The sequence below is a fragment of the Xylanimonas oleitrophica genome (genome assembly GCF_003244315.1).
Lineage (GTDB): Bacteria > Actinomycetota > Actinomycetes > Actinomycetales > Cellulomonadaceae > Xylanimonas_A > Xylanimonas_A oleitrophica.
The window spans coordinates 747,978-768,426 of the sequence record NZ_QKWH01000001.1; the positions used below are offsets into that span (position 1 = coordinate 747,978).

At 74.6% G+C, this 20,449-nt stretch carries 20 protein-coding genes; 17 read left to right on the forward strand and 3 right to left on the reverse strand.

The window, feature by feature from the left end:
• Positions 1-147: 147 nt before the first annotated feature.
• The 8 genes from DNL40_RS03615 to DNL40_RS03650 all read left to right on the forward strand — a co-directional run bounded on the left by DNL40_RS03615 (position 148) and on the right by DNL40_RS03650 (position 8,121).
• The gene (locus tag DNL40_RS03615) at positions 148-768 is read left to right on the forward strand and encodes a DivIVA domain-containing protein (protein ID WP_111249814.1); all 621 of its coding nucleotides are present in this window, start codon (positions 148-150) and stop codon (positions 766-768) included.
• Between the two features lie 129 nt (positions 769-897).
• Positions 898-1,359: a TraR/DksA family transcriptional regulator gene (locus DNL40_RS03620; protein ID WP_111249815.1), complete on the forward strand. Its 462-nt coding sequence runs from the start codon at positions 898-900 to the stop codon at positions 1,357-1,359.
• 97 nt (positions 1,360-1,456) lie between these two features.
• Entirely contained in the window at positions 1,457-2,143 is a 687-nt protein-coding gene (gene lspA / locus DNL40_RS03625) for a signal peptidase II (protein WP_111249816.1), read from the forward strand.
• Complete coding sequence (locus DNL40_RS03630) at positions 2,143-3,072, forward strand: RluA family pseudouridine synthase (RefSeq protein WP_179950909.1); 930 nt, start codon at positions 2,143-2,145, stop codon at positions 3,070-3,072. Before lspA ends, DNL40_RS03630 begins: the two co-directional genes overlap by 1 nt.
• Positions 3,069-3,569 (forward strand): GNAT family N-acetyltransferase, encoded by a 501-nt coding sequence (locus DNL40_RS03635; RefSeq protein ID WP_245885609.1) that lies wholly within the window; start codon positions 3,069-3,071, stop codon positions 3,567-3,569. Before DNL40_RS03630 ends, DNL40_RS03635 begins: the two co-directional genes overlap by 4 nt.
• 78 nt (positions 3,570-3,647) lie before the next feature.
• Positions 3,648-7,181, forward strand: a complete 3,534-nt coding sequence (gene dnaE, locus DNL40_RS03640; protein ID WP_111249818.1) for a DNA polymerase III subunit alpha — start codon at positions 3,648-3,650, stop codon at positions 7,179-7,181.
• Positions 7,178-7,717 (forward strand): NUDIX hydrolase, encoded by a 540-nt coding sequence (locus tag DNL40_RS03645; protein WP_425450754.1) that lies wholly within the window; start codon positions 7,178-7,180, stop codon positions 7,715-7,717. The genes dnaE and DNL40_RS03645 overlap by 4 nt, the downstream gene beginning before the upstream one ends.
• Positions 7,717-8,121 (forward strand): pyridoxamine 5'-phosphate oxidase family protein, encoded by a 405-nt coding sequence (locus DNL40_RS03650; protein WP_111249819.1) that lies wholly within the window; start codon positions 7,717-7,719, stop codon positions 8,119-8,121. Before DNL40_RS03645 ends, DNL40_RS03650 begins: the two co-directional genes overlap by 1 nt.
• A 65-nt stretch (positions 8,122-8,186) precedes the next feature.
• Here the strand turns inward: DNL40_RS03650 and DNL40_RS03655 are convergent, their stop codons facing one another.
• Positions 8,187-8,423, reverse strand: coding sequence for an RNA-binding S4 domain-containing protein (locus DNL40_RS03655; RefSeq protein ID WP_111249820.1), 237 nt, complete (start codon positions 8,421-8,423; stop codon positions 8,187-8,189).
• A 51-nt stretch (positions 8,424-8,474) separates the two neighbouring features.
• On the opposite strand from DNL40_RS03655, the gene hisD reads away from it, so the two are divergent.
• Both hisD and DNL40_RS03665 read left to right on the forward strand, forming a co-directional pair.
• Positions 8,475-9,800: a histidinol dehydrogenase gene (gene hisD / locus DNL40_RS03660; protein ID WP_111249821.1), complete on the forward strand. Its 1,326-nt coding sequence runs from the start codon at positions 8,475-8,477 to the stop codon at positions 9,798-9,800.
• A gap of 53 nt (positions 9,801-9,853) precedes the next feature.
• Positions 9,854-10,390 carry a GNAT family N-acetyltransferase gene (locus DNL40_RS03665; RefSeq protein ID WP_111249932.1) on the forward strand — a complete coding sequence of 179 codons (537 nt, stop codon included), beginning with the start codon at positions 9,854-9,856 and terminating at the stop codon, positions 10,388-10,390.
• 90 nt (positions 10,391-10,480) lie between these two features.
• On the opposite strand, the gene DNL40_RS16885 is transcribed toward DNL40_RS03665, so the two are convergent.
• Positions 10,481-11,443, reverse strand: coding sequence for a glycosyltransferase family 2 protein (locus tag DNL40_RS16885; RefSeq protein ID WP_218925981.1), 963 nt, complete (start codon positions 11,441-11,443; stop codon positions 10,481-10,483).
• Positions 11,444-11,606: 163 nt separating this feature from the next.
• Between DNL40_RS16885 and DNL40_RS03675 the strand changes: the two genes are divergently transcribed.
• Positions 11,607-13,013, forward strand: coding sequence for an aldehyde dehydrogenase family protein (locus tag DNL40_RS03675; protein ID WP_111249822.1), 1,407 nt, complete (start codon positions 11,607-11,609; stop codon positions 13,011-13,013).
• Between the two features lie 3 nt (positions 13,014-13,016).
• Here DNL40_RS03675 and DNL40_RS03680 read toward each other — a convergent pair whose 3' ends face one another.
• Positions 13,017-15,359, reverse strand: a complete 2,343-nt coding sequence (locus DNL40_RS03680; protein WP_111249934.1) for a RecQ family ATP-dependent DNA helicase — start codon at positions 15,357-15,359, stop codon at positions 13,017-13,019.
• A gap of 443 nt (positions 15,360-15,802) precedes the next feature.
• Between DNL40_RS03680 and DNL40_RS03685 the strand changes: the two genes are divergently transcribed.
• The 6 genes from DNL40_RS03685 to priA all read left to right on the forward strand — a co-directional run bounded on the left by DNL40_RS03685 (position 15,803) and on the right by priA (position 20,445).
• Positions 15,803-16,318, forward strand: coding sequence for a QcrA and Rieske domain-containing protein (locus tag DNL40_RS03685; protein WP_245885611.1), 516 nt, complete (start codon positions 15,803-15,805; stop codon positions 16,316-16,318).
• 164 nt (positions 16,319-16,482) lie between these two features.
• A complete protein-coding gene (locus DNL40_RS03690) occupies positions 16,483-17,661 on the forward strand; it encodes a histidinol-phosphate transaminase (RefSeq protein ID WP_111249823.1) in 1,179 nt (392 codons plus the stop codon).
• Positions 17,661-18,272: an imidazoleglycerol-phosphate dehydratase HisB gene (gene hisB / locus DNL40_RS03695; RefSeq protein ID WP_111249824.1), complete on the forward strand. Its 612-nt coding sequence runs from the start codon at positions 17,661-17,663 to the stop codon at positions 18,270-18,272. Before DNL40_RS03690 ends, hisB begins: the two co-directional genes overlap by 1 nt.
• A gap of 1 nt (position 18,273) precedes the next feature.
• Complete coding sequence (locus DNL40_RS03700) at positions 18,274-18,822, forward strand: hypothetical protein (protein ID WP_111249825.1); 549 nt, start codon at positions 18,274-18,276, stop codon at positions 18,820-18,822.
• A 92-nt stretch (positions 18,823-18,914) separates the two neighbouring features.
• Positions 18,915-19,607, forward strand: coding sequence for an imidazole glycerol phosphate synthase subunit HisH (gene hisH / locus DNL40_RS03705; protein ID WP_179950927.1), 693 nt, complete (start codon positions 18,915-18,917; stop codon positions 19,605-19,607).
• A gap of 94 nt (positions 19,608-19,701) precedes the next feature.
• On the forward strand, positions 19,702-20,445 hold the full coding sequence (gene priA, locus DNL40_RS03710; RefSeq protein ID WP_111249826.1) for a bifunctional 1-(5-phosphoribosyl)-5-((5-phosphoribosylamino)methylideneamino)imidazole-4-carboxamide isomerase/phosphoribosylanthranilate isomerase PriA: 744 nt from the start codon (positions 19,702-19,704) through the stop codon (positions 20,443-20,445).
• The last annotated feature ends 4 nt before the right edge of the window (positions 20,446-20,449 follow it).

Sequence of the window (20,449 nt, forward strand, 5' to 3'; positions counted from 1 at the left end):
CCGGGGCGTCCGTGACGGGTGCGTCACGGACGCCCGGCGCCGGGTGTGCAGGATTGGTGTCTACGGCGCGGCCGCGCTGCCCCTCCGGGGCTCGTCAGCTACCGTGGTCGTTCGACGGACCGGAAATCTGAACGGTGAGGTGACACGATGGCACTGCTGACGGCAGAGGACATCCTGAACAAGAAGTTCGCGGCGACGAAGTTCCGCGAGGGCTACGACGTGGAGGAGGTCGACGACTTCCTCGACGAGGTCGTCCGAACGCTCACCGCCGTCCAGGAGGAGAACGACGACCTGCGGTCGAAGCTCGCCGCCGCCGAGCGCCGGGTCGCGGAGCTGTCCCGCTCCGACGCGGCCGCGGCCGCGGCGCCCGCCCCGGTCGCCGCCCCCGTGGCGCCGCCGTCGGCAGGCCCCAAGCCCGGTGGGGCGGAGCCCGAGTCGGCCACCGGCATGCTCCAGCTGGCCCAGAAGCTGCACGACGACTACGTGCGCTCGGGCCAGGAGGAGGGTGACCGCCTCATCGCGGAGGCCAAGGCCGAGGGCTCGCGGATCGTGCGCGAGGCGGAGGAGACCAGCCACCGCACGCTCTCGCAGCTCGAGCAGGAGCGCTCGCTCCTGGAGCGCAAGATCGACGAGCTGCGCCTGTTCGAGCGCGACTACCGCACGCGCCTGAAGAGCTTCCTGCAGAACCTGCTCGGGGACCTCGACGCGCGTGGCTCGGCCCTCCCGCCGCGCAACAACGCGCAGCAGGCGTCGACGCCGCAGATCTGACGCCGGGCTCCGCGCCCGGCACCGGTCCGGACCGGCCCGCACAACTTTTGCCACACCTCGGCGTGGCGAAAGTTGTGCGGGCCGGTCTGCGCCTTTACGCTTCGGTGACCTCGACCTGAAGGGGATTCGATGAGCAAGCTTCCGACGCCCGCGCGGTCCGCGCTCAAGGAGACGTTCCCCCACCTCGCGCGGGACGTGGCCTCCTTCCCCGTGCGGGAGGGGGAGGAGCCGTGGACTCTGGCCGAGATCGAGGAGCTGGCGGCGGGGCTGCTCGACGACCGGGACCGGCTCGAGGCAGAGCTGGTCGCGGCCGACCGTGAGCTGAGCGAGCTGCTGCGCAACTCGGGCGACGGTGCGGGGGACGACCAGGCCGACTACGGCTCGAGCGCTCTCGAACGAGAGCAGGAGCTGACGCTGGTGAACAACCTGCGCGACCTGCTGGAGCAGACGAAGCACGCGATCGAGCGGATCAAGAACGGCACGTACGCGACCTGCGAGGCCAGCGGCCTGCCGATCGGCAAGGCGCGCCTGCAGGCGTTCCCGCGCGCGACGCTGTCGGTCGAGGCCAAGGCGCGCGAAGAGCGCCGCTGACGCGGCACGCTCGACGGCGGACGGCGCGGAGCCGGCGCCGGCGGGACGGGCGAGGCGGCACGGCCCACGGTCTGCGCGCGCCCTAGACTGGCCCGCGATGCCTCACGACACCGACGCCACGCCCGTCCCCTCGCAGCCCTCGCCGGAAGGCCCTCGGCCCGCCTCGCGCCGCCTGGTCGTGGCGACCGCCCTGCTGGCCGCCGTCGTCCTGGCGGCCGACCAGCTCACCAAGTGGTGGGCGACGGCTGCGCTGACCCTGGGCGACGCGCCCGTGCCGCTGGTCGGCGACCTGCTGTCGCTGCGGCTGATCTACAACCCCGGGGCCGCGCTCTCGATCGCCACGGGCTACACCTGGGTGCTGACGCTCGTGGTCATCGGTGTGGTCGTGGCGATCGTGCGCACCATCCGCCGGCTCGGCTCGCGCGGCTGGGCCGTGGCGCTGGGCCTGCTGCTGGGCGGTGCCGTGGGCAACCTCGTGGACCGGCTCGCGCGCGAGCCCGGGTTCGCCCGGGGCCACGTGGTGGACTTCATCGACTACGCCGGGTTCTTCGTCGGGAACGTGGCCGACATCGCCATCGTCGTCGCGGCGGTGCTGATGGTGGTGCTGTCGGTGCGCGGGATCGGGGTGGACGGCCGGCGCGAGGGTCAGGGTCCTGGCGAGAAGGAGGAGCCTGGCGAGGGCACCGACGGCGAGGCCGCGACCGTGGAGCCCGGTGACGGTGCGGGGCGCGAGGTCTCGGGAGCGGCGCCGGAGCGGACGCAGGCGCAGCGGGGCGAGGACTGATGCTGCGCACGCTGCCGGTCCCGGACGGGCTGGCCGGCGAGCGGGTCGACGCCGCCCTGGCCCGCATGCTGGGCTACTCGCGCACCCAGGCCGCCGAGCTGGCGGCCTCCGGCGCGGTGCGGCTGGACGGGCGCGAGGTCGGCAAGTCCGACCGCCTGCCGGCCGGCGGCTGGCTCGAGGTCGACGTCCCCGACCCCGCGGCCGCGGCCCCGGTGGTGGATGCCGAGCCCGTGCCGGGCATGGCGGTGGTGCACGAGGACGACGATCTCGTCGTGGTCGACAAGCCCGTGGGCGTGGCGGCCCACCCGTCGCCGGGCTGGACGGGTCCCACGGTGGTCGGCGCCCTCGCCGCGGCGGGCTACCGGGTGGCCACCTCCGGCGCGGCCGAGCGGCAGGGCATCGTGCACCGTCTCGACGCCGGGACGTCGGGCCTCATGGTCGTGGCCAAGAGCGAGGCCGCCTACTCGGGGCTCAAGCGTGCGTTCAAGGAGCGCACGGTCGAGAAGGTCTACCACGCGCTGGCCCAGGGGCACCCCGAGCCCACGGTGGGGACGATCGACGCGCCCATCGGGCGGCACCCGAGCTCCGACTGGCGGTTCGCCGTGGTGGCCGACGGCAAGCCGTCGGTGACGCACTACGAGGTGCTCGAGATGCTGCCGGCCGCCTCGCTGGTGGAGGTGCACCTGGAGACCGGGCGCACGCACCAGATCCGCGTGCACTTCTCGGCACTGCGCCACCCCCTGGTGGGCGACCTGACGTACGGGGCCGACCCGGTGCTGGCGTCGAAGGTGGGGTTGACCCGTCAGTGGCTGCACGCGGTGCGCCTGGGGTTCGAGCACCCGCTGACCGGGAGCTGGGTCGAGGTGTCCTCGCAGTACCCGGACGACCTGGCGCACGCCCTCGACGTCGTGCGCGGGGCGTACCGGTGATCGCGGCGGACGGCGCGGAGCCGGGCGCCGGTGAGGTCGTGGTCGAGCGGGTCGTCACGCCGGAGCAGCTCGAGCAGGCGTTCGCCGTGCGCCTGGCGGTCTTCGTCGACGAGCAGGGGGTGCCGCTCGAGGAGGAGCTCGACGACGCCGACCACGCCCCGACGACGACGCACGTGGTCGCGCGCCGGGGCGGCGACGTCGTCGGGACGGCCCGCCTCCTGACGGACCCGGCGCACCCGGGCGAGGTGCACGTGGGCCGGGTCGCGGTGGCGGCGTCGGCACGCGGCACGGGTGCGGGCGCCGCGCTGATGCGCGCGCTGGAGGACGTCGCCCTGGCCGAGCACGCCCGCGACGGGCGCGTGCGGGTGCTGCTGAGCGCCCAGGTGCAGGCCGTCGGGTTCTACGAGCGCCTCGGCTACACCGTCGACGGGCCGGTGTACCTGGACGCCGGGATCGACCACCGCGACGCGGCGAAGGTGCTGTCGCGCGACACCTGAGGTCCCGCCTGTCGCGTGTGAGGATCGACTCGGCGGGGGAGGCCGGAGTGTCGGAGGGTGCCTCCTAGACTCGGCCCCATGCCCGTAGCGCCTGAGGATTTCGTCCACCTGCACGTGCACACCGAGTTCTCCATGCTCGACGGCGCGGCGCGCATCGGGGACCTGATCGACGAGGTGGAGCGGCAGGGGCAGAAGGCCGTCGCGATCACCGACCACGGCTACCTCTTCGGGGCGTTCGAGTTCTGGTCGAAGGCCACCGCCAAGGGCATCAAGCCGATCATCGGCGTCGAGGCGTACGTGACCCCCGGCACCAGCCGGTTCGACCAGAAGCGCGTCCGCTACGGCCAGCAGGGGCAGGAGTCCGACGACGTCTCGGCGCGCGGCGCCTACACCCACATGACGCTGTGGGCCAAGGACAACGACGGCATGCACAACCTCTTCCGGGCGTCGTCGCTCGCCTCGCTCGAGGGGCAGATGGGCAAGTGGCCCCGCATGGACCGCGAGCTGCTGCAGCGGTACAGCCCCGGCCTCATCGCCACGTCCGGCTGCCCGTCGGGCGAGATCCAGACCCGCCTGCGCCTCGGGCAGTGGGACGAGGCGGTGCGGGCGGCCGGCGAGCTGCAGGACATCTTCGGCAAGGACTCGTTCTACATCGAGCTGATGGACCACGGGCTCGAGATCGAGACCCGCGTCACCAAGGACCTGCTGCGCCTGGCGCAGGAGATCGGCGCCCCGCTGGTGGCGACGAACGACCTCCACTACGTCAAGGAGGAGGACTCGACGTCGCAGGAGGCCCTGCTGGCGATCAACTCCGGCTCGACGCTCGACGACCCGAACCGCTTCAAGTTCGACGGCACCGGGTACTACGTCAAGTCGTCGGCCGAGATGGCGCGGTTGTTCTCCGAGCTGCCCGACGCCATCAGGAACACGCTGCTCATCGCCGAGCAGTGCGAGGTGTCGTTCGACACCAAGGCGAACTACATGCCCAAGTTCCCCGTCCCCGACGGCGAGAACGAGATCTCGTGGTTCGTCAAGGAGGTCGAGCGCGGCATCGAGCGGCGCTACCCGCAGGGGGCGTCCGAGGCGGTGCGCCAGCAGGCCAAGTACGAGACGGACGTCATCATCCAGATGGGCTTCCCGGGGTACTTCCTCGTGGTCGCCGACTTCATCAACTGGTCCAAGGCGCAGGGCATCCGGGTGGGGCCGGGCCGAGGCTCGGCCGCCGGCTCCATGGTGTCGTACCTGATGGGCATCACCGAGCTCGACCCGCTCGAGCACGGCCTGATCTTCGAGCGGTTCCTCAACCCCGAGCGCGTGTCGATGCCCGACGTCGACGTCGACTTCGACGAGCGCCGGCGCGGGGAGGCCATCAAGTACGTCACGGAGAAGTACGGCGACGACCGCGTCGCGCAGATCGTCACCTACGGCACCATCAAGGCCAAGCAGGCGATCAAGGACTCCGCCCGCCTGCTGGGCTTCCCCTTCGCGATGGGGGAGAAGCTCACCAAGGCGATGCCACCCGCCGTCATGGGCAAGGACATCCCGCTCTCGGGCATCTTCGACCCGCAGCACCCGCGCTACGCCGAGGCCGCCGAGTTCCGGCAGGTGCACGACACCGACCCCGAGGCGCAGCGCGTCGTCGAGCTGGCCCGGGGCATCGAGGGGCTGAAGCGCCAGTGGGGCGTGCACGCCGCCGGTGTGATCATGTCCAGCGAGCCGCTGATCGACATCATCCCGATCATGAAGCGCCCGCAGGACGGCGCGGTCATCACGCAGTTCGACTACCCGACGTCCGAGGGCCTCGGCCTGATCAAGATGGACTTCCTGGGGCTGCGCAACCTGACGATCCTCGACGACGCGCTCGAGAACATCGTGATGAACGGCAAGGAGCCGGTCGAGATCGAGAAGGTCGAGCTCGACGACCGCGCGACCTACGAGCTGCTGGGCCGCGGGGACACGCTCGGCGTCTTCCAGCTCGACGGCGGCCCCATGCGTGCCCTGCTGCGCCAGATGCGCCCCGACAACTTCGAGGACATCTCCGCCGTCATCGCCCTGTACCGCCCGGGCCCGATGGGCATGAACTCCCACACGAACTACGCGCTGCGCAAGAACGGGCTCCAGGAGATCACGCCGATCCACCCCGAGCTGGCGGAGCCGCTGGCCGAGGTGCTCGACACCACCTACGGCCTGATCGTGTACCAGGAGCAGGTGCAGAAGGCCGCGCAGGTGCTCGCCGGCTACTCGCTCGGACAGGCCGACCTGCTGCGCCGCGCGATGGGCAAGAAGAAGAAGGAGATCCTCGACAAGGAGTTCGTGCCCTTCCAGGCGGGCATGCGCGAGCGCGGCTACTCCGACGCCGCGATCCAGGCGGTGTGGGACACCCTGGTGCCGTTCGCCGGCTACGCGTTCAACAAGGCGCACTCCGCGGGCTACGGCCTCGTCTCCTACTGGACGGCCTTCCTCAAGGCCAACTACCCGGCCGAGTACATGGCCGGGCTCCTGCAGTCGGTGCGGGACGACAAGGACAAGATGGCGCTCTACCTCAACGAGTGCCGCCGCATGCACATCACGGTGCTGCCGCCCGACGTCAACGACTCGGCAGCGAAGTTCACCGCCGTGGGCAAGGACATCCGCTTCGGCCTGACGGGTGTGCGCAACGTCGGTGCCAACGTCGTGGACGCGATCGTGGCCGCTCGGGAGGAGAAGGGCGCGTTCACCTCCTTCACCGACTTCCTCGACAAGGTGCCCGCCGTGGTGTGCAACAAGCGCACCATCGAGTCGCTGATCAAGGCGGGCGCGTTCGACTCGCTCGGCCACACGCGCCGGGCGCTGCTGGTGGTGCACGAGCAGGCGGTGGACTCGGTGATCGCCGTCAAGCGCAAGGAGGCCGAGGGCCAGTTCGACCTGTTCGCCGGCTTCGGCGACGAGGGTGACGACGGAGTCTCCTTCGCCGTCGAGGTGCCCGACCTGCCGGACTGGGAGAAGAAGCAGAAGCTCGCGTTCGAGCGCGAGATGCTCGGCCTGTACGTCTCCGACCACCCGTTGTCGGGGCTGGAGCACGTGCTGGCACGCTCGTCGGACACCTCGATCGCCTCGCTCGTCACGGACGAGGGCAGGCCGGAGAACTCGACGGTCACGGTGGCGGGTCTCATCACGTCGTTGCAGCGCAAGATGAGCAAGAACGGCAACCCGTGGGCCGCTGTCACGATCGAGGACCTCGAGGGCTCGGTCGAGGTGATGTTCTTCGGCGAGACGTACCTGGCATATTCCACGGCGCTCGCCGAGGACCAGGTGGTGGCGGTGCGTGGTCGCATCCGCCGTCGGGACGACCAGCTCTCGCTCCAGGCGATGGAGGTCTCGCTCCCCGACACCTCGGCCGTCGCCGACGCCCCCGTGCAGGTCACCGTGCCGCACACCCGCTGCGTCGAGCCGGTGATGGTGCGGCTGCGCGAGGTCCTGGCCAGCCACCCGGGGTCGGCCGAGGTGCACGTCTCGATCTCCGAGCCGGGCAAGCGCACCGTGGTGCGGGCGGCGGACACGCTGCGGGTCGAGAAGTCGCCGGCGCTCTTCGGCGACCTCAAGGCGCTGCTGGGGCCCGCGTGCCTGGGCTGAGCGGCGGCCCCGTGCACCCCGGTGGCGGTGCCGGTGCGGCGGGCTGGGACGACGGTTCGGCCGACCACCGGTTCCGGGTGGTGCCGGCCGCCTACGTCTACCTGCGCCGCGAAGGCCAGGTGCTCCTCCAGCTGCGCCGCGGCACCGGCTACCGCGACGGTCACTGGGCGGCGGCCGCCGCCGGGCACGTGGAGCCGGGGGAGTCGGTGGTGCAGGCGGCAGTGCGCGAGGCCCGCGAGGAGCTGGGCGTGGAGGTGGACGAGCCCGACCTGCGCCCCGTGACGGTGATGCACCGGGGGCAGCCCGGAGGGCCGGCGCTGGAGCAGCGCGTCGACGTCTTCTTCGAGGCCCACCGCTGGGCGGGCACGCCCACCCTGCTGGAGTCCGCCAAGGCCGCCGACCTGCGCTGGTTCCCCTTCGTGGCGCTGCCCGAGCCGGTGGTGCCGCACGAGCTGCGGGTGCTGCGGGCGCTGCGGGACGCGTCGCGGGGGAGCTCGCACGAGGGCGTCCCGCGACTCATGGTGGACGGGTTCTGATGCTCCGCCTCAACCCGGAGCAGCTGGTGTTCGTCACCGAGCGGCACCTGGCCACGCTGACCACGCTGCGTGCTGACGGCTCCCCGCACGTGACACCGGTCGCGTTCATGTGGGACGCGGCGACGGGCACGGCGCTGATCACCACGGAGCGGGGCTCGGCCAAGGCGGCGAACGCGCGTCGTCGGGCGCCGGACGGGCGCGCGCCCCGGGCGGCCCTGTGCCAGGTGGCAGGGGGGCGCTGGCTGACCATCGAAGGCACCGTCGACGTCGTCGACGACGCCGAGGTCGTGGCGGACGCGGTGGCGCGTCACGCCCGCCGTTACCACCCGCTCGAGCCGGACCCCGCCCGGGTGGTGCTCCGCCTGACAGCCGACCGGGTCCTCGCGAGCGACTACATGGCCTGACGACGCCGTGCCGCGCACCGGGCCGGCGGCGGCACGGCGGCACGGGGCTGCCGGGCCCGCGGCGGTCAGCCGACGACGGCGGAGGCCGCGCCCTGGGGGTGCGTCACGGTGACCACGTCTCCCTTGACGAGCTGGCGGCCACGACGCGTCTCGACCACGCCGTTGACGCTGACCTCGCCGTCGGCGACCAGGTCGCGGGCGTGGCTGCCCGACTCGGCGAGGTCGGCCAGCTTGAGGAACTGCCCGAGGCGGATCGTCTCGTCGCGGACGGGGACCTCGGGCGTGCTGTCAGGGGTGCTCATGGGTCCATTGTCTCCGCCTCGGCCCCGGTCCCGGACGCCTAGACTGGCCGGGTGATCCAGCGCATCGATCTCCGCGGCCAGACCCTCTCGCGCAAGGACCTGCTGGACGTGCTCCCGCGGGCCGAGGTCGGCGTCGACGAGGCGCTCGCCGCCGTCGAGCCGATCGTGGCTGACGTGCGTCGCCGCGGCGCGGCAGCGCTGCGTGACGTCGCCGAGCGGTTCGACGGGGTGCGCCCGGGCGCGCTGCGCGTCCCGGCCGAGGCGCTCGAGGACGCCCTGGCCGGGCTCGACGCGCGGGTGCGCGAGGGGCTGGAGGAAGCGATCCGCCGGGTGCGGGCGGTGCACGCCGCGCAGGTTCCCGCCGAGCACGCGACGGAGCTGGCGCCCGGTGCGGTGGTGCGCCAGCGCTACGTGCCCGTCCAGCGCGTGGGCCTGTACGCACCGGGCGGCCTGGCCGTCTACCCCTCGAGCGTCATCATGAACGTGGTCGCCGCCCAGGCGGCCGGTGTGGAGGGCATCGCCCTGGCCTCGCCGCCGCAGCGTGACCACGGTGGCCTGCCGCACCCGACGATCCTGGCGGCGTGCGCGCTGCTCGGCGTGGGCGAGGTGTACGCCGTCGGTGGGGCTCAGGCCGTGGCCATGTTCGCCTACGGTGCGGACGGCTCGGAGCCGCAGGACGGCGCGGTGCTGTGCGAGCCGGTGGACGTGGTCACTGGCCCGGGCAACGTGTACGTGGCCGCGGCGAAGCGCCTGGTCCGCGGGGTGGTGGGGATCGACGCCGAGGCGGGCCCCACGGAGATCGCCGTCCTGGCCGACGCCACGGCCGACCCGGGCCACGTCGCCCTCGACCTGATCAGCCAGGCCGAGCACGACCCGATGGCGGCGTCCGTGCTGGTGACGCCGTCGGTCGAGCTCGCCGTCGCGGTCGAGGCGCGCCTGGTCGACCTCGCAGAGGCCACGAAGCACGCGGGCCGCGTGCTCCAGGCGTTGTCCGGCCCGCAGTCGGCGGTGGTGCTGGTGGAGGACCTGGAGCAGGGGCTGGCGGTGGTGGACGCCTACGGCGCCGAGCACCTGGAGATCCAGACGGTGGACGCAGCGGCGCTCGCAGACCGGGTGCGCAACGCCGGCGCGATCTTCGTCGGGCCGTGGTCGCCGGTGTCGCTGGGGGACTACATGGCGGGGTCGAACCACGTGCTGCCCACCGGGGGCACCGCGCGTTACGCGAGCGCGCTCGGGGTGCTCTCGTTCCTCAAGTCGGTGCAGGTCGTCGAGTACACGCGTGACGCGCTCGGTGACCTCGCCGACCGGATCGTGGCCGTGGCGACCGACGAGGACCTGCCGGCGCACGGCGAGGCGGTCCGGGGCCGGTTCCAGTAGGCGTGCTGTCGGGGGAGCGGGCGGCGAGGCTGCCGCTGGTGGGGGATCGCTGCGTGCTGCGCACGGGGCTGCCGCAGGACGAGCCGCTCGTGCGGGAGTGGTTGCGTCCGCACCACGACTGGCACCGGTGGGACGCGCCCTACCTTCCGCGGCCGTCGGAGGAGGAGGCGGCGGCGTACGCGCGGCGGATCGCCACGCAGGTGCCCGACGGCGGGGAGGGCCTGCCGCCCTCGCGGGCCGTGGTGGCGGACCGGGAGGGCCGGCTGCTCGGCGTCGTGTCCTGGTACTGGGAGTCGGAGGCGACGGGCTGGGCGCGGACGGGCATCGTGCTGTACGACCCGGCGGTCCGGGGCCGGGGTGTCGGCCGCGAGGCGCTGGCGCTGTGGACGTCGTTCCTGTTCGCACGCACGGACTGGGTGCGTCTGGACCTCGCGACCTGGTCGGGCAACGTGCCGATGCTGTCGGTGGCGCGGGCGCTGGGGTTTGTGGAGGAGGGCCGGTTCCGGGACGCCCGTGTGGTGGACGGGGTGCGCTACGACTCGGTGGTCTGCGGTGTGCTGCGCGAGGAGTGGTTCGCCGCGCGCGAATAGTGTGCCGGGCGCCGTGTCGCAGGACGGGTACCGGGTGTCCCGGCCCAGGAGCGCACCGGCCCGGCTGGCGACGCGGCGTGCCCGCTCCGATCAGCCCTGACCGACGAGCCGCAGGTCCTGCTCCACGCCGGCGGGCAGACGACGACGCCGGCGCAGCGCCGAGAGCGCCTGCCGCGCCGTCGGCAGCGCTGCCCGCAGGTGCCTGACGCCGCCGGCCCGGACGGAGACGACGGACCGGGCCGCGACCACACGCCAGGGGCGCAGGAGCAGGGCGCTGGTGAGCGCCGAGCGGGCGACGGCCCGGCGCCGGGCAGCCGGGGAGTGGCGCGACGGCGAGGGGTGGTGGTGCGCGACGAGGTGGTCGGCGTACACCAGGGCCCGCCCCGAGGCGGCGAGCCGGAGGGTCAGCACCTCCTCCTCGCCGGGGAAGGGGACCGCCGGGTCGAACCCGCCCGCGGCCAGGAAGTCGGTGCGCCGCACCACGGCGCCGCAGGCGACGAACCCGAGCAGCCGCGGCCCGGGCAGCCCGTCGGCCGCGAGCGGCGAGGCGCGCAGCTGCGCCGTCAGCGGGTCCTCGCGCTCCTCGGGCCCGACCAGGATGCGCGCCTGCACCACGGCGACCTGCGGGTGGGCGTCGAGCAGCTCGGCGGCAGTCCGCAGCGCACCGGGGGCCCACCACGAGTCGTCGTCGGCGAACGCCACGTAAGGGGTGCCGGCCGCGCGCACCCCCACGGTTCGTGCCGGGGCGCCGACGTTCGCCGGCAGGCGCACCACCCGGGCGTCGGGCCGTACCCCGCCGACGGTCTCCGGGCTGCCGTCCGAGGAGCCGTTGTCGACGTAGACCACCGGTGCTCGGTGGCGCGGCATGCTCGCCGCCAGGTCAGCGCGGCGGTCCCGGCTCATCACCACCACGGTGACACGGTCGTCCTCGTGCGTGCTGTCCCTGTGCGTGGCGTGCCCCGCCGTCGCGGCGCGGCCCTCGCTGACGTCTCGGGAGGTGCCTCCGGCGGCCCCGGTGCGGCCGTCCGGTGCCGGCGTGCTCGCTGCGCTCATCCTGCCGTTCTCCTGGAGGCCGGCGGCGCTCGCAACCGTGGTGCCCGGGGCACAGCGATGGCGAGCGGGTGCCCGCTGCCGGAGGCTCGGTCTGCACGTCACCCGCGCTCCCGCTGGTGCTGTTCCCCGTGGCGGCCGGGTCCGCCCACACCTGGAGGCCTCGATGACCACGACCGCCCCGTCCCCCACCCGTGACACCGCGCGCCGGCTCGAGCGGCTGGACCCGGTGACCGGGCAGCCCGGGCGAGAGGTCGTCTGCGCGGGCTCCGCCGAGGTGGACGAGGCCGTGCGGCGCGCTCGGGAGGCGTTCCCCGGGTGGCGTGCCACGGCCCCGGCGGTGCGTGCCGGGATGCTGCGGGAGGCGGCGGCCGCGCTGCGCGGCGCGGTCGACGAGCTGGGCTCGCTCCTGTGCGCCACCACGGGACGTCTGCTGGCCGAGTCGCGGGCCTCGGCCGCCGTGGCGGCCGACCTCCTGGAGGAGGCCGCCGTCGCCGGGCTGGGCCGCGCTGGGCGCACGCTGGCCGGCGACCCGCTGGCGCTGGACGTGGTGCGCCGGGAGCCGCGCGGCGTGGTCGCGGTGATCACCCCGTGGAACGACCCGTACCCCGCGGCAGCGGGTCTGCTGGCCGCAGCGCTCGTCACCGGCAACACGGTGGTGCACAAGCCGTCCGAGCGCAGCGACGCACCCGGTGTCCGGATGGCCGAGCTGGTGGCCCAGGCGTTGCCGCCCGGGGTGCTGACGGTCCTCAGCGGTGACGCGGCCACGGGGCAGGCGCTGGTCGCGCACGACGACGTGGCGCTCGTCGCGCACGTGGGGTCGACGGCGGCGGGGCGGCGCATCGCCGCGACGGTCGGTGCGCGCGGGGCCCGCGCCCTCCTGGAGAACGGCGGCAAGGACCCGATCCTCGTCGACACCGGCGTGGACCCCCGGTTCGCAGCCGAGCAGATCGCCGTCGGGGCGTTCACGAACGCCGGGCAGCTGTGCACCGCCGTCGAGCGCGTGTACGTGGTCGAGGACGTGGCGGACGCCGTGGTGGCCGAGCTCGCGCGGCGCGCCGAGGCCCTCGTCGTCGGGGACCCCGCCGACCCGGCCACGACGCTGGGGCCGATGGTCGACGACGAGCAGCTCGCCGTCGTCGAGGCGCACGTGGGCGCCGCTGTCGACGCCGGGGCGCAGGTGGTCACCGGCGGCAGCCGGCTGGAGCGGCCGGGCTCCTTCTACGCGCCCACGGTGCTCGACCGCGTGCCTGACGGCGTGGCCCTGCTCACCGACGAGACCTTCGGACCCGTGGCACCCGTCGTTCGCGTCGCGGACTTCGAGGAGGCCCTGCGCCGGGCCTCGCAGTCCGCGTACGGGTTGGCGGCCACGGTGCTCACGCCGCGGCTCGACCACGCGCTGCGGGCGGCCGACGCGCTCGAGGTGGGCACCGTCAAGGTCAACGCGGTGTTCGGCGGAGCCCCCGGAGGGTCGGCCGACCCGCGCCGCGGCAGCGGCGGTGGAGCCGGTTACGGACCCGACCTGCTCGACGAGATGACGGTGCGCAAGGCAGTGCACCTCGAGGGTCTCTGACGCTCAGCGCACGCCCAGCACGAACGGGAAGACCCGTGCGGCCCCCGCCTGGCGCAAGAGCCTCGCGGCCACGGTGAGCGTCCATCCGGACTCGGTCCAGTCGTCGACCAGGAGCAGCGTGCGGCCCGGCAGCCCGCGCAGCGCCGGCTCGGCGAGCTGGAGCTCGAGCCGGCGAGCCACGCCGGCCAGGCGCATCGCGGAGTTCACGTCGTGCCGGCCGGGAGCCTCCTGACCCGCGACGGGGCCCACCGCGCCGACGAGCGGCACGCCCAGGTAGGCGGCCAGCCCGCTCGCCAGGTGGTACGTGAGCTGCGGGCGGGTGGTCGAGCGGACGGCGACCACCCCCTCCACGAGGAGCGTGCCCCGGGCAGGCGCGGCGGCGCCGTCCAGAGCTGCCGGCTCCTGTGCCGCGCCGTCCGGTGCTCCCGCGGCGCCGACCCCGGTGTCGCCCCCAGGGCCGACCGCGCTGTCGGTGCGGGAGGCCTCGTCGACGGGCTCGCGCAGGGCCGCCCAGTCGTCGAGCACGCGGGCGGCGGCGCGGCGCAGCGGCACCGGCACCTCGCCGTCGGGGGTCGCGGGTGCGAGGAGGTCGCGCAGCGGCCCCGACCAGCCCAGGCCGTCGAGCCGCGCGACCGCCCGGCCCGGCTCGGCCAGCTCGTCCGCCCCGAGCCTGCCGCGCAGGTCCAGCCCGAGCGCGGCGAGGCCGGACGGCCACATCTTGCGGGGCTCGACCTCCACCCCGGGCCGGTCCATCTCGTGCCGGGCGGCGGCCACCGCCTCCGCGTCCGGGGGCTGCGGCAGGTCGACGCCGCCGCAGCGGTCGCACCGTCCGCAGCGCCACGCCTCGCCCGCGGACACCGCCAGCTCGGGGTCGTCGAGCTGGCGGCGCAGGAACGCCATCCGGCACCCCGGCGTGGCGACGTAGTCGACCATCGCCTGCTGCTCGGCCTCTCGCGTCGCCGCCACGCGGGCGTAGCGCTCGGCGTCGTAGACCCACTCCCGGCCCGTGGCCACCCAGCCGCCCTGGACGCGGCGCACCGCCCCGTCGACGTCGAGCACCTTGAGCATCGTCTCGAGGCGTGAGCGCTTGAGGTCCACGAGGGGCTCGAGCGCGGCGGTCGAGAGCGCGCCGTCCGCCTGCCGCAGGGCGGCGAGCGTGGCGCGCACCTGGTCCTCCGCGGGGAACGCCTGGGACCCGAACCACTCCCAGATGGCCCGGTCCTCCTGGCCGGGCAGCAGCACCACGACGGCGTCGTCGACCCCGCGGCCGGCGCGGCCCACCTGCTGGTAGTACGCGATCGGGGAGCTGGGGGCACCCAGGTGCACCACGAACGCGAGGTCGGGCTTGTCGAACCCCATGCCCAGGGCGGAGGTGGCCACGAGCGCCTTGACCCGGTTCTCCTTGAGGTCTTCCTCGAGGGCCTCGCGCTGTGTCGGGTCCGTCCGGCCGGTGTAGGCGGCGACGGCGAGACCCGCCGTGCGCAGCTGCTCGGCGACCTGCTCGGCGGCGGAGACGGTGAGGCAGTAGACGATGCCCGATCCCTCGACGTCCTGGAGCGCCTCGGCCAGCCAGGCGACGCGCGTGGGCTGGTCGGGCAGCTCGAGCACGGCCAGGTGCAGGGACTCGCGGTCCAGGCCGCCGCGCAGCACGAGGACGTCCTCGGAGAGGGTCTCGGCGGCGGTGGCCGAGCGCACGGCGAGCTGCTCGGCCACGTCACGGGTGACGCGCTCGTTGGCGGTGGCCGTGGTGGCGAGGACGGGGATGCCGGCGGGCAGGTCGGCCAGGAGGGTGCGGATGCGGCGGTAGTCCGGCCGGAAGTCGTGGCCCCAGTCGGAGATGCAGTGCGCCTCGTCGACGACGACGAGGCCGGCGTCGGCGGCCAGCCGCGGCAGCACCTCGTCGCGGAAGGCGGGGTTGTTGAGCCGCTCGGGGGAGCACAGCAGCACGTCGACCTCGCCCGCGGCGATCTGGGCGTGCACCTGCTCCCACTCGGTCACGTTGGACGAGTTGATCGTCACCGCACGGATGCCTGCCCGGGCCGCCGCGGAGATCTGGTCGCGCATGAGGGCCAGCAGCGGCGAGACGATGACGGTAGGACCGGCACCCCGGGCCCGCAGCAGCGACGTGGCCACGAAGTACACGGCCGACTTGCCCCACCCGGTCCGCTGCACCACGAGGGCGCGGCGGCGGAAGGCGACCAGGGCCTCGATCGCCCGCCACTGGTCCTCGCGCAGCGCCGCCTCGTCGCGCCCGACCAGCGCGCGCAGCGCCGCCTCGGCCTCCTCGCGCAGCGTGCTGGCCCCGCCCTCGCCGCTCGCGGCGCTGTCCATGAGCCCGCGAAGCATCGCGAGCTTGGCTCTCCGGGCCGCGTCCACGCTCGCTGCCGTGGCCTGCGCGCCACCGGCCGCCGGGGTGGTGGCGTCCTCCGGCACGCGGCTCGCCGCACCGTGCGGCACGGCGCCGGGCGCGTCGTGGGCCGCGCGGCGGTCCTGGACCCCCTGCGGGGGGACGCCCTGAGCCTGCACCGCGTCCGCGGGCAGGTCCTCCGGCTCGGGCGGCAGGCCGTCGTCGGGCGGCTCGATCGGCTCGAACACGAGGTCGGCGTAAGGATCGGTCACCCTGCGATCGTAGGGGCCGGCGCCCACGCCCCGCCGCCGGCGGTGCGGGGCGGTGCGCAGCCGGCCCGGAGTAGGGACCGGGGGCAGGGTCCGGCCATGATGGGGTCGGACGACGACGAGAGGACGCCCGAGTGACCACGCCCGGCCCTACCGGCCCTACCGGCCCTGCAGTGCCCGCTGCCCCTGCCACGCCCAGCACCCCCGCCGACGCCGCAGCCCGCGCCACCACGGGCCCGGCCTCCGTCGCGGCCACGCCGGCTCCGCGCCCGACGCGCCGACAGGTGCTCATGGGCACCGGGGCGGCCGTCGCCGGAGCGTGCGTCCTGGCCGCCTGCGCCGAGGAGCGCCCGACGCCGCAGGGGGAGGCGCAGGCCCTCGGCGCGCTGGCTCCTGGCACGCGCGTCGTGGCGCTCGCGGACGTCCCCGTGGGCGGTGCCGTGTCCGCCCAGCTCGACGGCCACCGGGTCCTGGTCACCCGCCCGGCCGAGGACGAGGTCCACCTGTTCAGCGCCCTGTGCACGCACGCCGGCTGCCGCGTGGTGCCCGCCGACGGCGCGCTCGACTGCCCGTGCCACGGGTCGCGCTTCGCCCTGGGCGACGCGACGGTGCTGGTGGGGCCGGCCGTGGACCCGCTGCCGGAGATCGCGGTGAGGGTCGAGGGCGCCGACGTCGTCCTGGCGGGCTGACGGGGGGCGTGCACGCCCCCGCGCCCGTGCGCAGGACCTGGACGGGGACATCCGGCGGACGGCAGGACCGGGGAGGGAGCGCGTCCCCGGACGTGTGACGTCCGCGACGTCCGCCGCCCGAGAAGTCCGGCCGACCCGCGCCGCCGCTTCCGTAGACTGACGGCGTGACGACCCAGCCCGCCCCCGCACGTCAGCCGGCCGCCGGTCTGCCCCTGCGCCCCGAGCTGGCGCACGAGGAGCCGTACGGCGCCCCGCAGCTCGACGTGCCGGTGCTGCTCAACGTCAACGAGAACCCCTACGCCCCGTCCGAGGACGTCGTCGCCACGATCGCAGCCGAGGTCGCCGCGGCGGCGCGCGGGCTCAACCGCTACCCGGACCGGGACTTCCTCGCCCTGCGCGCGGACCTGGCCGGCTATCTCGGCCGCGAGTCGGGCGTCGCGCTCGAGGCGGAGCAGCTGTGGGCGGCGAACGGCTCGAACGAGGTCATGCTGCACCTGCTGCAGGCCTTCGGCGGTCCCGGGCGCACGGCCGTGTCCTTCGCGCCGACGTACTCGATGTACCCGGAGTACGCGCGCGACACCCACACCCGCTGGGTGACGGGCCGCCGGGCTGCCGACTTCACCGTCGACGTCGACGCCGCCGTGGCCGTGATCGAGGCCGAGCAGCCCGCCGTGATCCTGCTCGCGAGCCCCAACAACCCGACGGGCACCGCGCTGCCGCTGGACACGGTGCGGGCGGTGCTCGACGCCGCGGCCCGGGTGCAGGTGCCGCAGGCTCCCGCCGGGCAGCGGGGCGCCGTCGTCGTGGTGGACGAGGCGTACGCCGAGTTCCGCCGGGAGGGCACGCCGTCGGCGCTGGAGCTGCTGGCCGACCACCCGCACCTCGCGGTGACCCGCACGATGTCGAAGGCGTTCAGCGCCGCCGGTCTGCGGCTCGGCTACCTCGCGGCGAGCCGAGAGCTCGTCGACGCCCTGCGGGTGGTGCGGCTGCCGTACCACCTGTCGGCCGTGACGCAGGCGGCGGCCCGGGGAGCCCTCCAGCACACCGGTTCCCTGCTGGCGCAGGTCGACGCCCTGCGCGCCGAGCGGGACGAGCTCGTGACGTGGCTGCGCGCGCAGACCGGGCCGTCCGGGGCGCGGCTCGTGGTGGCGGACACCGACGCGAACTTCGCGCTGTTCGGCACGTTCGCCGACCGCCACGCCGTCTGGCAGGGTCTGCTGGACCGTGGCGTGCTCGTCCGCGAGGTGGGGCCCGACGGCTGGCTGCGCGTCTCCGTCGGCACGCCCGCGGAGACGGCACGGTTCAAGGAAGCACTCCTCGAGGTGATGGGAGACCTGGCCTGATGGCTGCCACCGCGGCACGGACCGCACGCATCGAGCGCTCGACCAGCGAGTCGAGCGTGCTGGTCGAGCTCGACCTCGACGGCACGGGGCGCACCGACATCTCCACGTCGGTGCCGTTCTACGACCACATGCTCACGGCGCTGGGCAAGCACTCGCTCATCGACCTGACCGTCAAGGCCACCGGCGACACCCACATCGACGCCCACCACACGGTCGAGGACGTCGCCATCGTCATCGGGCAGGCGCTGCGCCAGGCGCTGGGGGACAAGCAGGGAATCGCCCGCTTCGGCGACGCCACGGTGCCGCTGGACGAGGCGCTGGCGCTGGCCGTCGTCGACGTCTCGGGGCGCCCCTACCTGGTCCACGAGGGTGAGCCGGCAGGGCAGGAGCACCACCTCATCGGGGGCCACTTCACGGGCTCGCTGACGCGGCACGTGCTGGAGTCGATCGCGCACCACGCGGGCATCTGCCTGCACGTGCGCGTGCTCGCGGGCCGCGACCCCCACCACATCGTCGAAGCACAGTTCAAGGCCCTGGCACGCGCGCTGCGTGCCGCCGTCGCGCACGACCCGCGCGTCGAGGGCGTCCCGTCGACCAAGGGAGCGCTGTAGGGTGCCCGATCGTCCCGAGTCCGACCTGCCCGCCGACCGTGCGCAGGAGCCTGCCGACACGCTGCCCGACGACGTGGTGGTGCCTGACGACCTCTCCGGGCTGACGGCCCCGAAGGAGCGCGAGCTCGCGGTGCTGATCACCCAGGTGGCCGAGGCCGAGGCGCTCGCGGCCGCGTGCTCCCTCGCGGACCTCGACGTCGACGCCCTGCCGACCCCGGTGGGCGCGCTCGCCGTGCTGCGCGACCCGTCGGGCGAGGCGCCCGAGCGTGCGGCCGCCGCGGTGTCCCAGCTCGTCTCGGGGGTCCCGCTGGTGCTCGTGACGCGCACCGAGGGGCAGCTGACCGCGTTCCGCTACCAGGACGGCCAGGCCGAGGGGAAGCTGCCTCCCGGCCTCGTCCTCGGTGGTGCGCCCGACGCGCTGGAGGATCTCGTCACCGGTCAGATCACGGTCGCGGACCTGCCGGGGGTCGTCCCTTCGCGCAGCATCGGCCGGTTCCGCGCGATGCGGATGCTGACCGCCGCGGCCCGCAAGGCACGGAAGAACAAGTGACGGCGCCGGGAGACGACGTGCGCGGGGGTGACGTGCGGGGCCAGGCCGCGCAGGTCCCGCCGCTGCTGCCCGACGGCGGTGCGTCGGCCGAGCTGAACCCGCGCCCGGCCGAGCCCCGGGGACGTGCGGGACGCCCGTCCGTCGTCGTGCTCGACTACGGCTTCGGCAACGTCCGCTCGGCCGTCCGTGCGCTCGAGCGCGTCGGCGCCCGCGTCGAGCTGACCGCCGACCACACGGCCGCGCTCGGCGCGGACGGGCTCGTGGTCCCGGGCGTCGGCGCGTTCGCCGCCTGCATGGCCGGTATCCGCGCCGTCCGCGGCGACCAGGTGGTCGAGCGCCGCCTGGCCGGCGGGCGGCCCGTGCTGGGCATCTGCGTCGGCATGCAGGTCATGTTCGACTCGGGTGTGGAGCACGGCGTCCAGACGGACGGCCTGGGCCAGTGGCGCGGCGTCGTCGAGAAGCTCGACGCCCCTGTCGTACCCCACATGGGCTGGTCCACGCTCGAGGCGCCGGCGGGCACCCGTCTGCTGGCGGGCGTCGAGGACGAGCGCTTCTACTTCGTCCACTCCTACGCGGCGCAGTCCTTCACGCAGGGGCACGACGACGCCGCCGACCCGCGCTTCGTCCCGCCGCGCGTGACGTGGTCGCACCACGGCAGCGCCGAGCACGGAGCGCGCTTCGTCGCCGCCGTCGAGGACGGCCCGCTGGCCGCGACGCAGTTCCACCCGGAGAAGTCCGGCGACGCCGGGGCGACGCTCCTGGAGAACTGGGTCCGGTCCCTCTAGCACCGACCGGCGGCCGTGCCCGGCTGCCGGTCCGTGGGGCGCCGCCGGTGGTCGTGCCCCACGGAGAACCACGACGACCACCGCAGGAGAACCCATGACCGACCGCCTCGTCCTGCTGCCCGCCGTCGACGTCGCCGACGGCCAGGCCGTCCGCCTCGTCCAGGGAGAGGCCGGCTCCGAGACGTCCTACGGCGACCCGCTCGCCGCGGCGCTCGACTGGCAGGCCGGCGGCGCCGAGTGGGTGCACCTGGTGGACCTCGACGCGGCGTTCGGCCGTGGGTCCAACGCCGACCTGCTCGCGCGGGTGGTCCGCGAGCTCGACGTGCAGGTGGAGCTGTCGGGCGGCATCCGCGACGACGCCTCGCTCGAGCGCGCCCTGGCCACCGGCGCCCGGCGCGTCAACATCGGGACGGCCGCGCTCGAGGACCCGGAGTGGACGGCACGCGTCATCGCCGAGCACGGCGACCAGGTGGCCGTGGGCCTGGACGTGCGTGGCACCACGCTCGCCGCGCGCGGGTGGACGAAGGACGGGGGTGACCTGTGGGAGGTGCTGACGCGCCTCGACGAGGCCGGCTGCTCCCGCTACGTGGTCACCGACGTCACCAAGGACGGCACGCTGCGGGGGCCGAACGTCGACCTGCTGCGCGAGGTCGCCTCCCGCACCTCGGCTGCCGTCGTCGCGTCGGGCGGCATCGCGACCCTCGACGACCTCGCCGCGCTGCGCGCGCTGGTCCCCGAGGGTGTCGAGGGGGCCGTGGTGGGCAAGGCACTGTACTCGGGTGCGTTCACGCTGCCGGAGGCGCTCGACGTCGCGGGCCGGCCCGAGGCGGACGCGTGAGCGA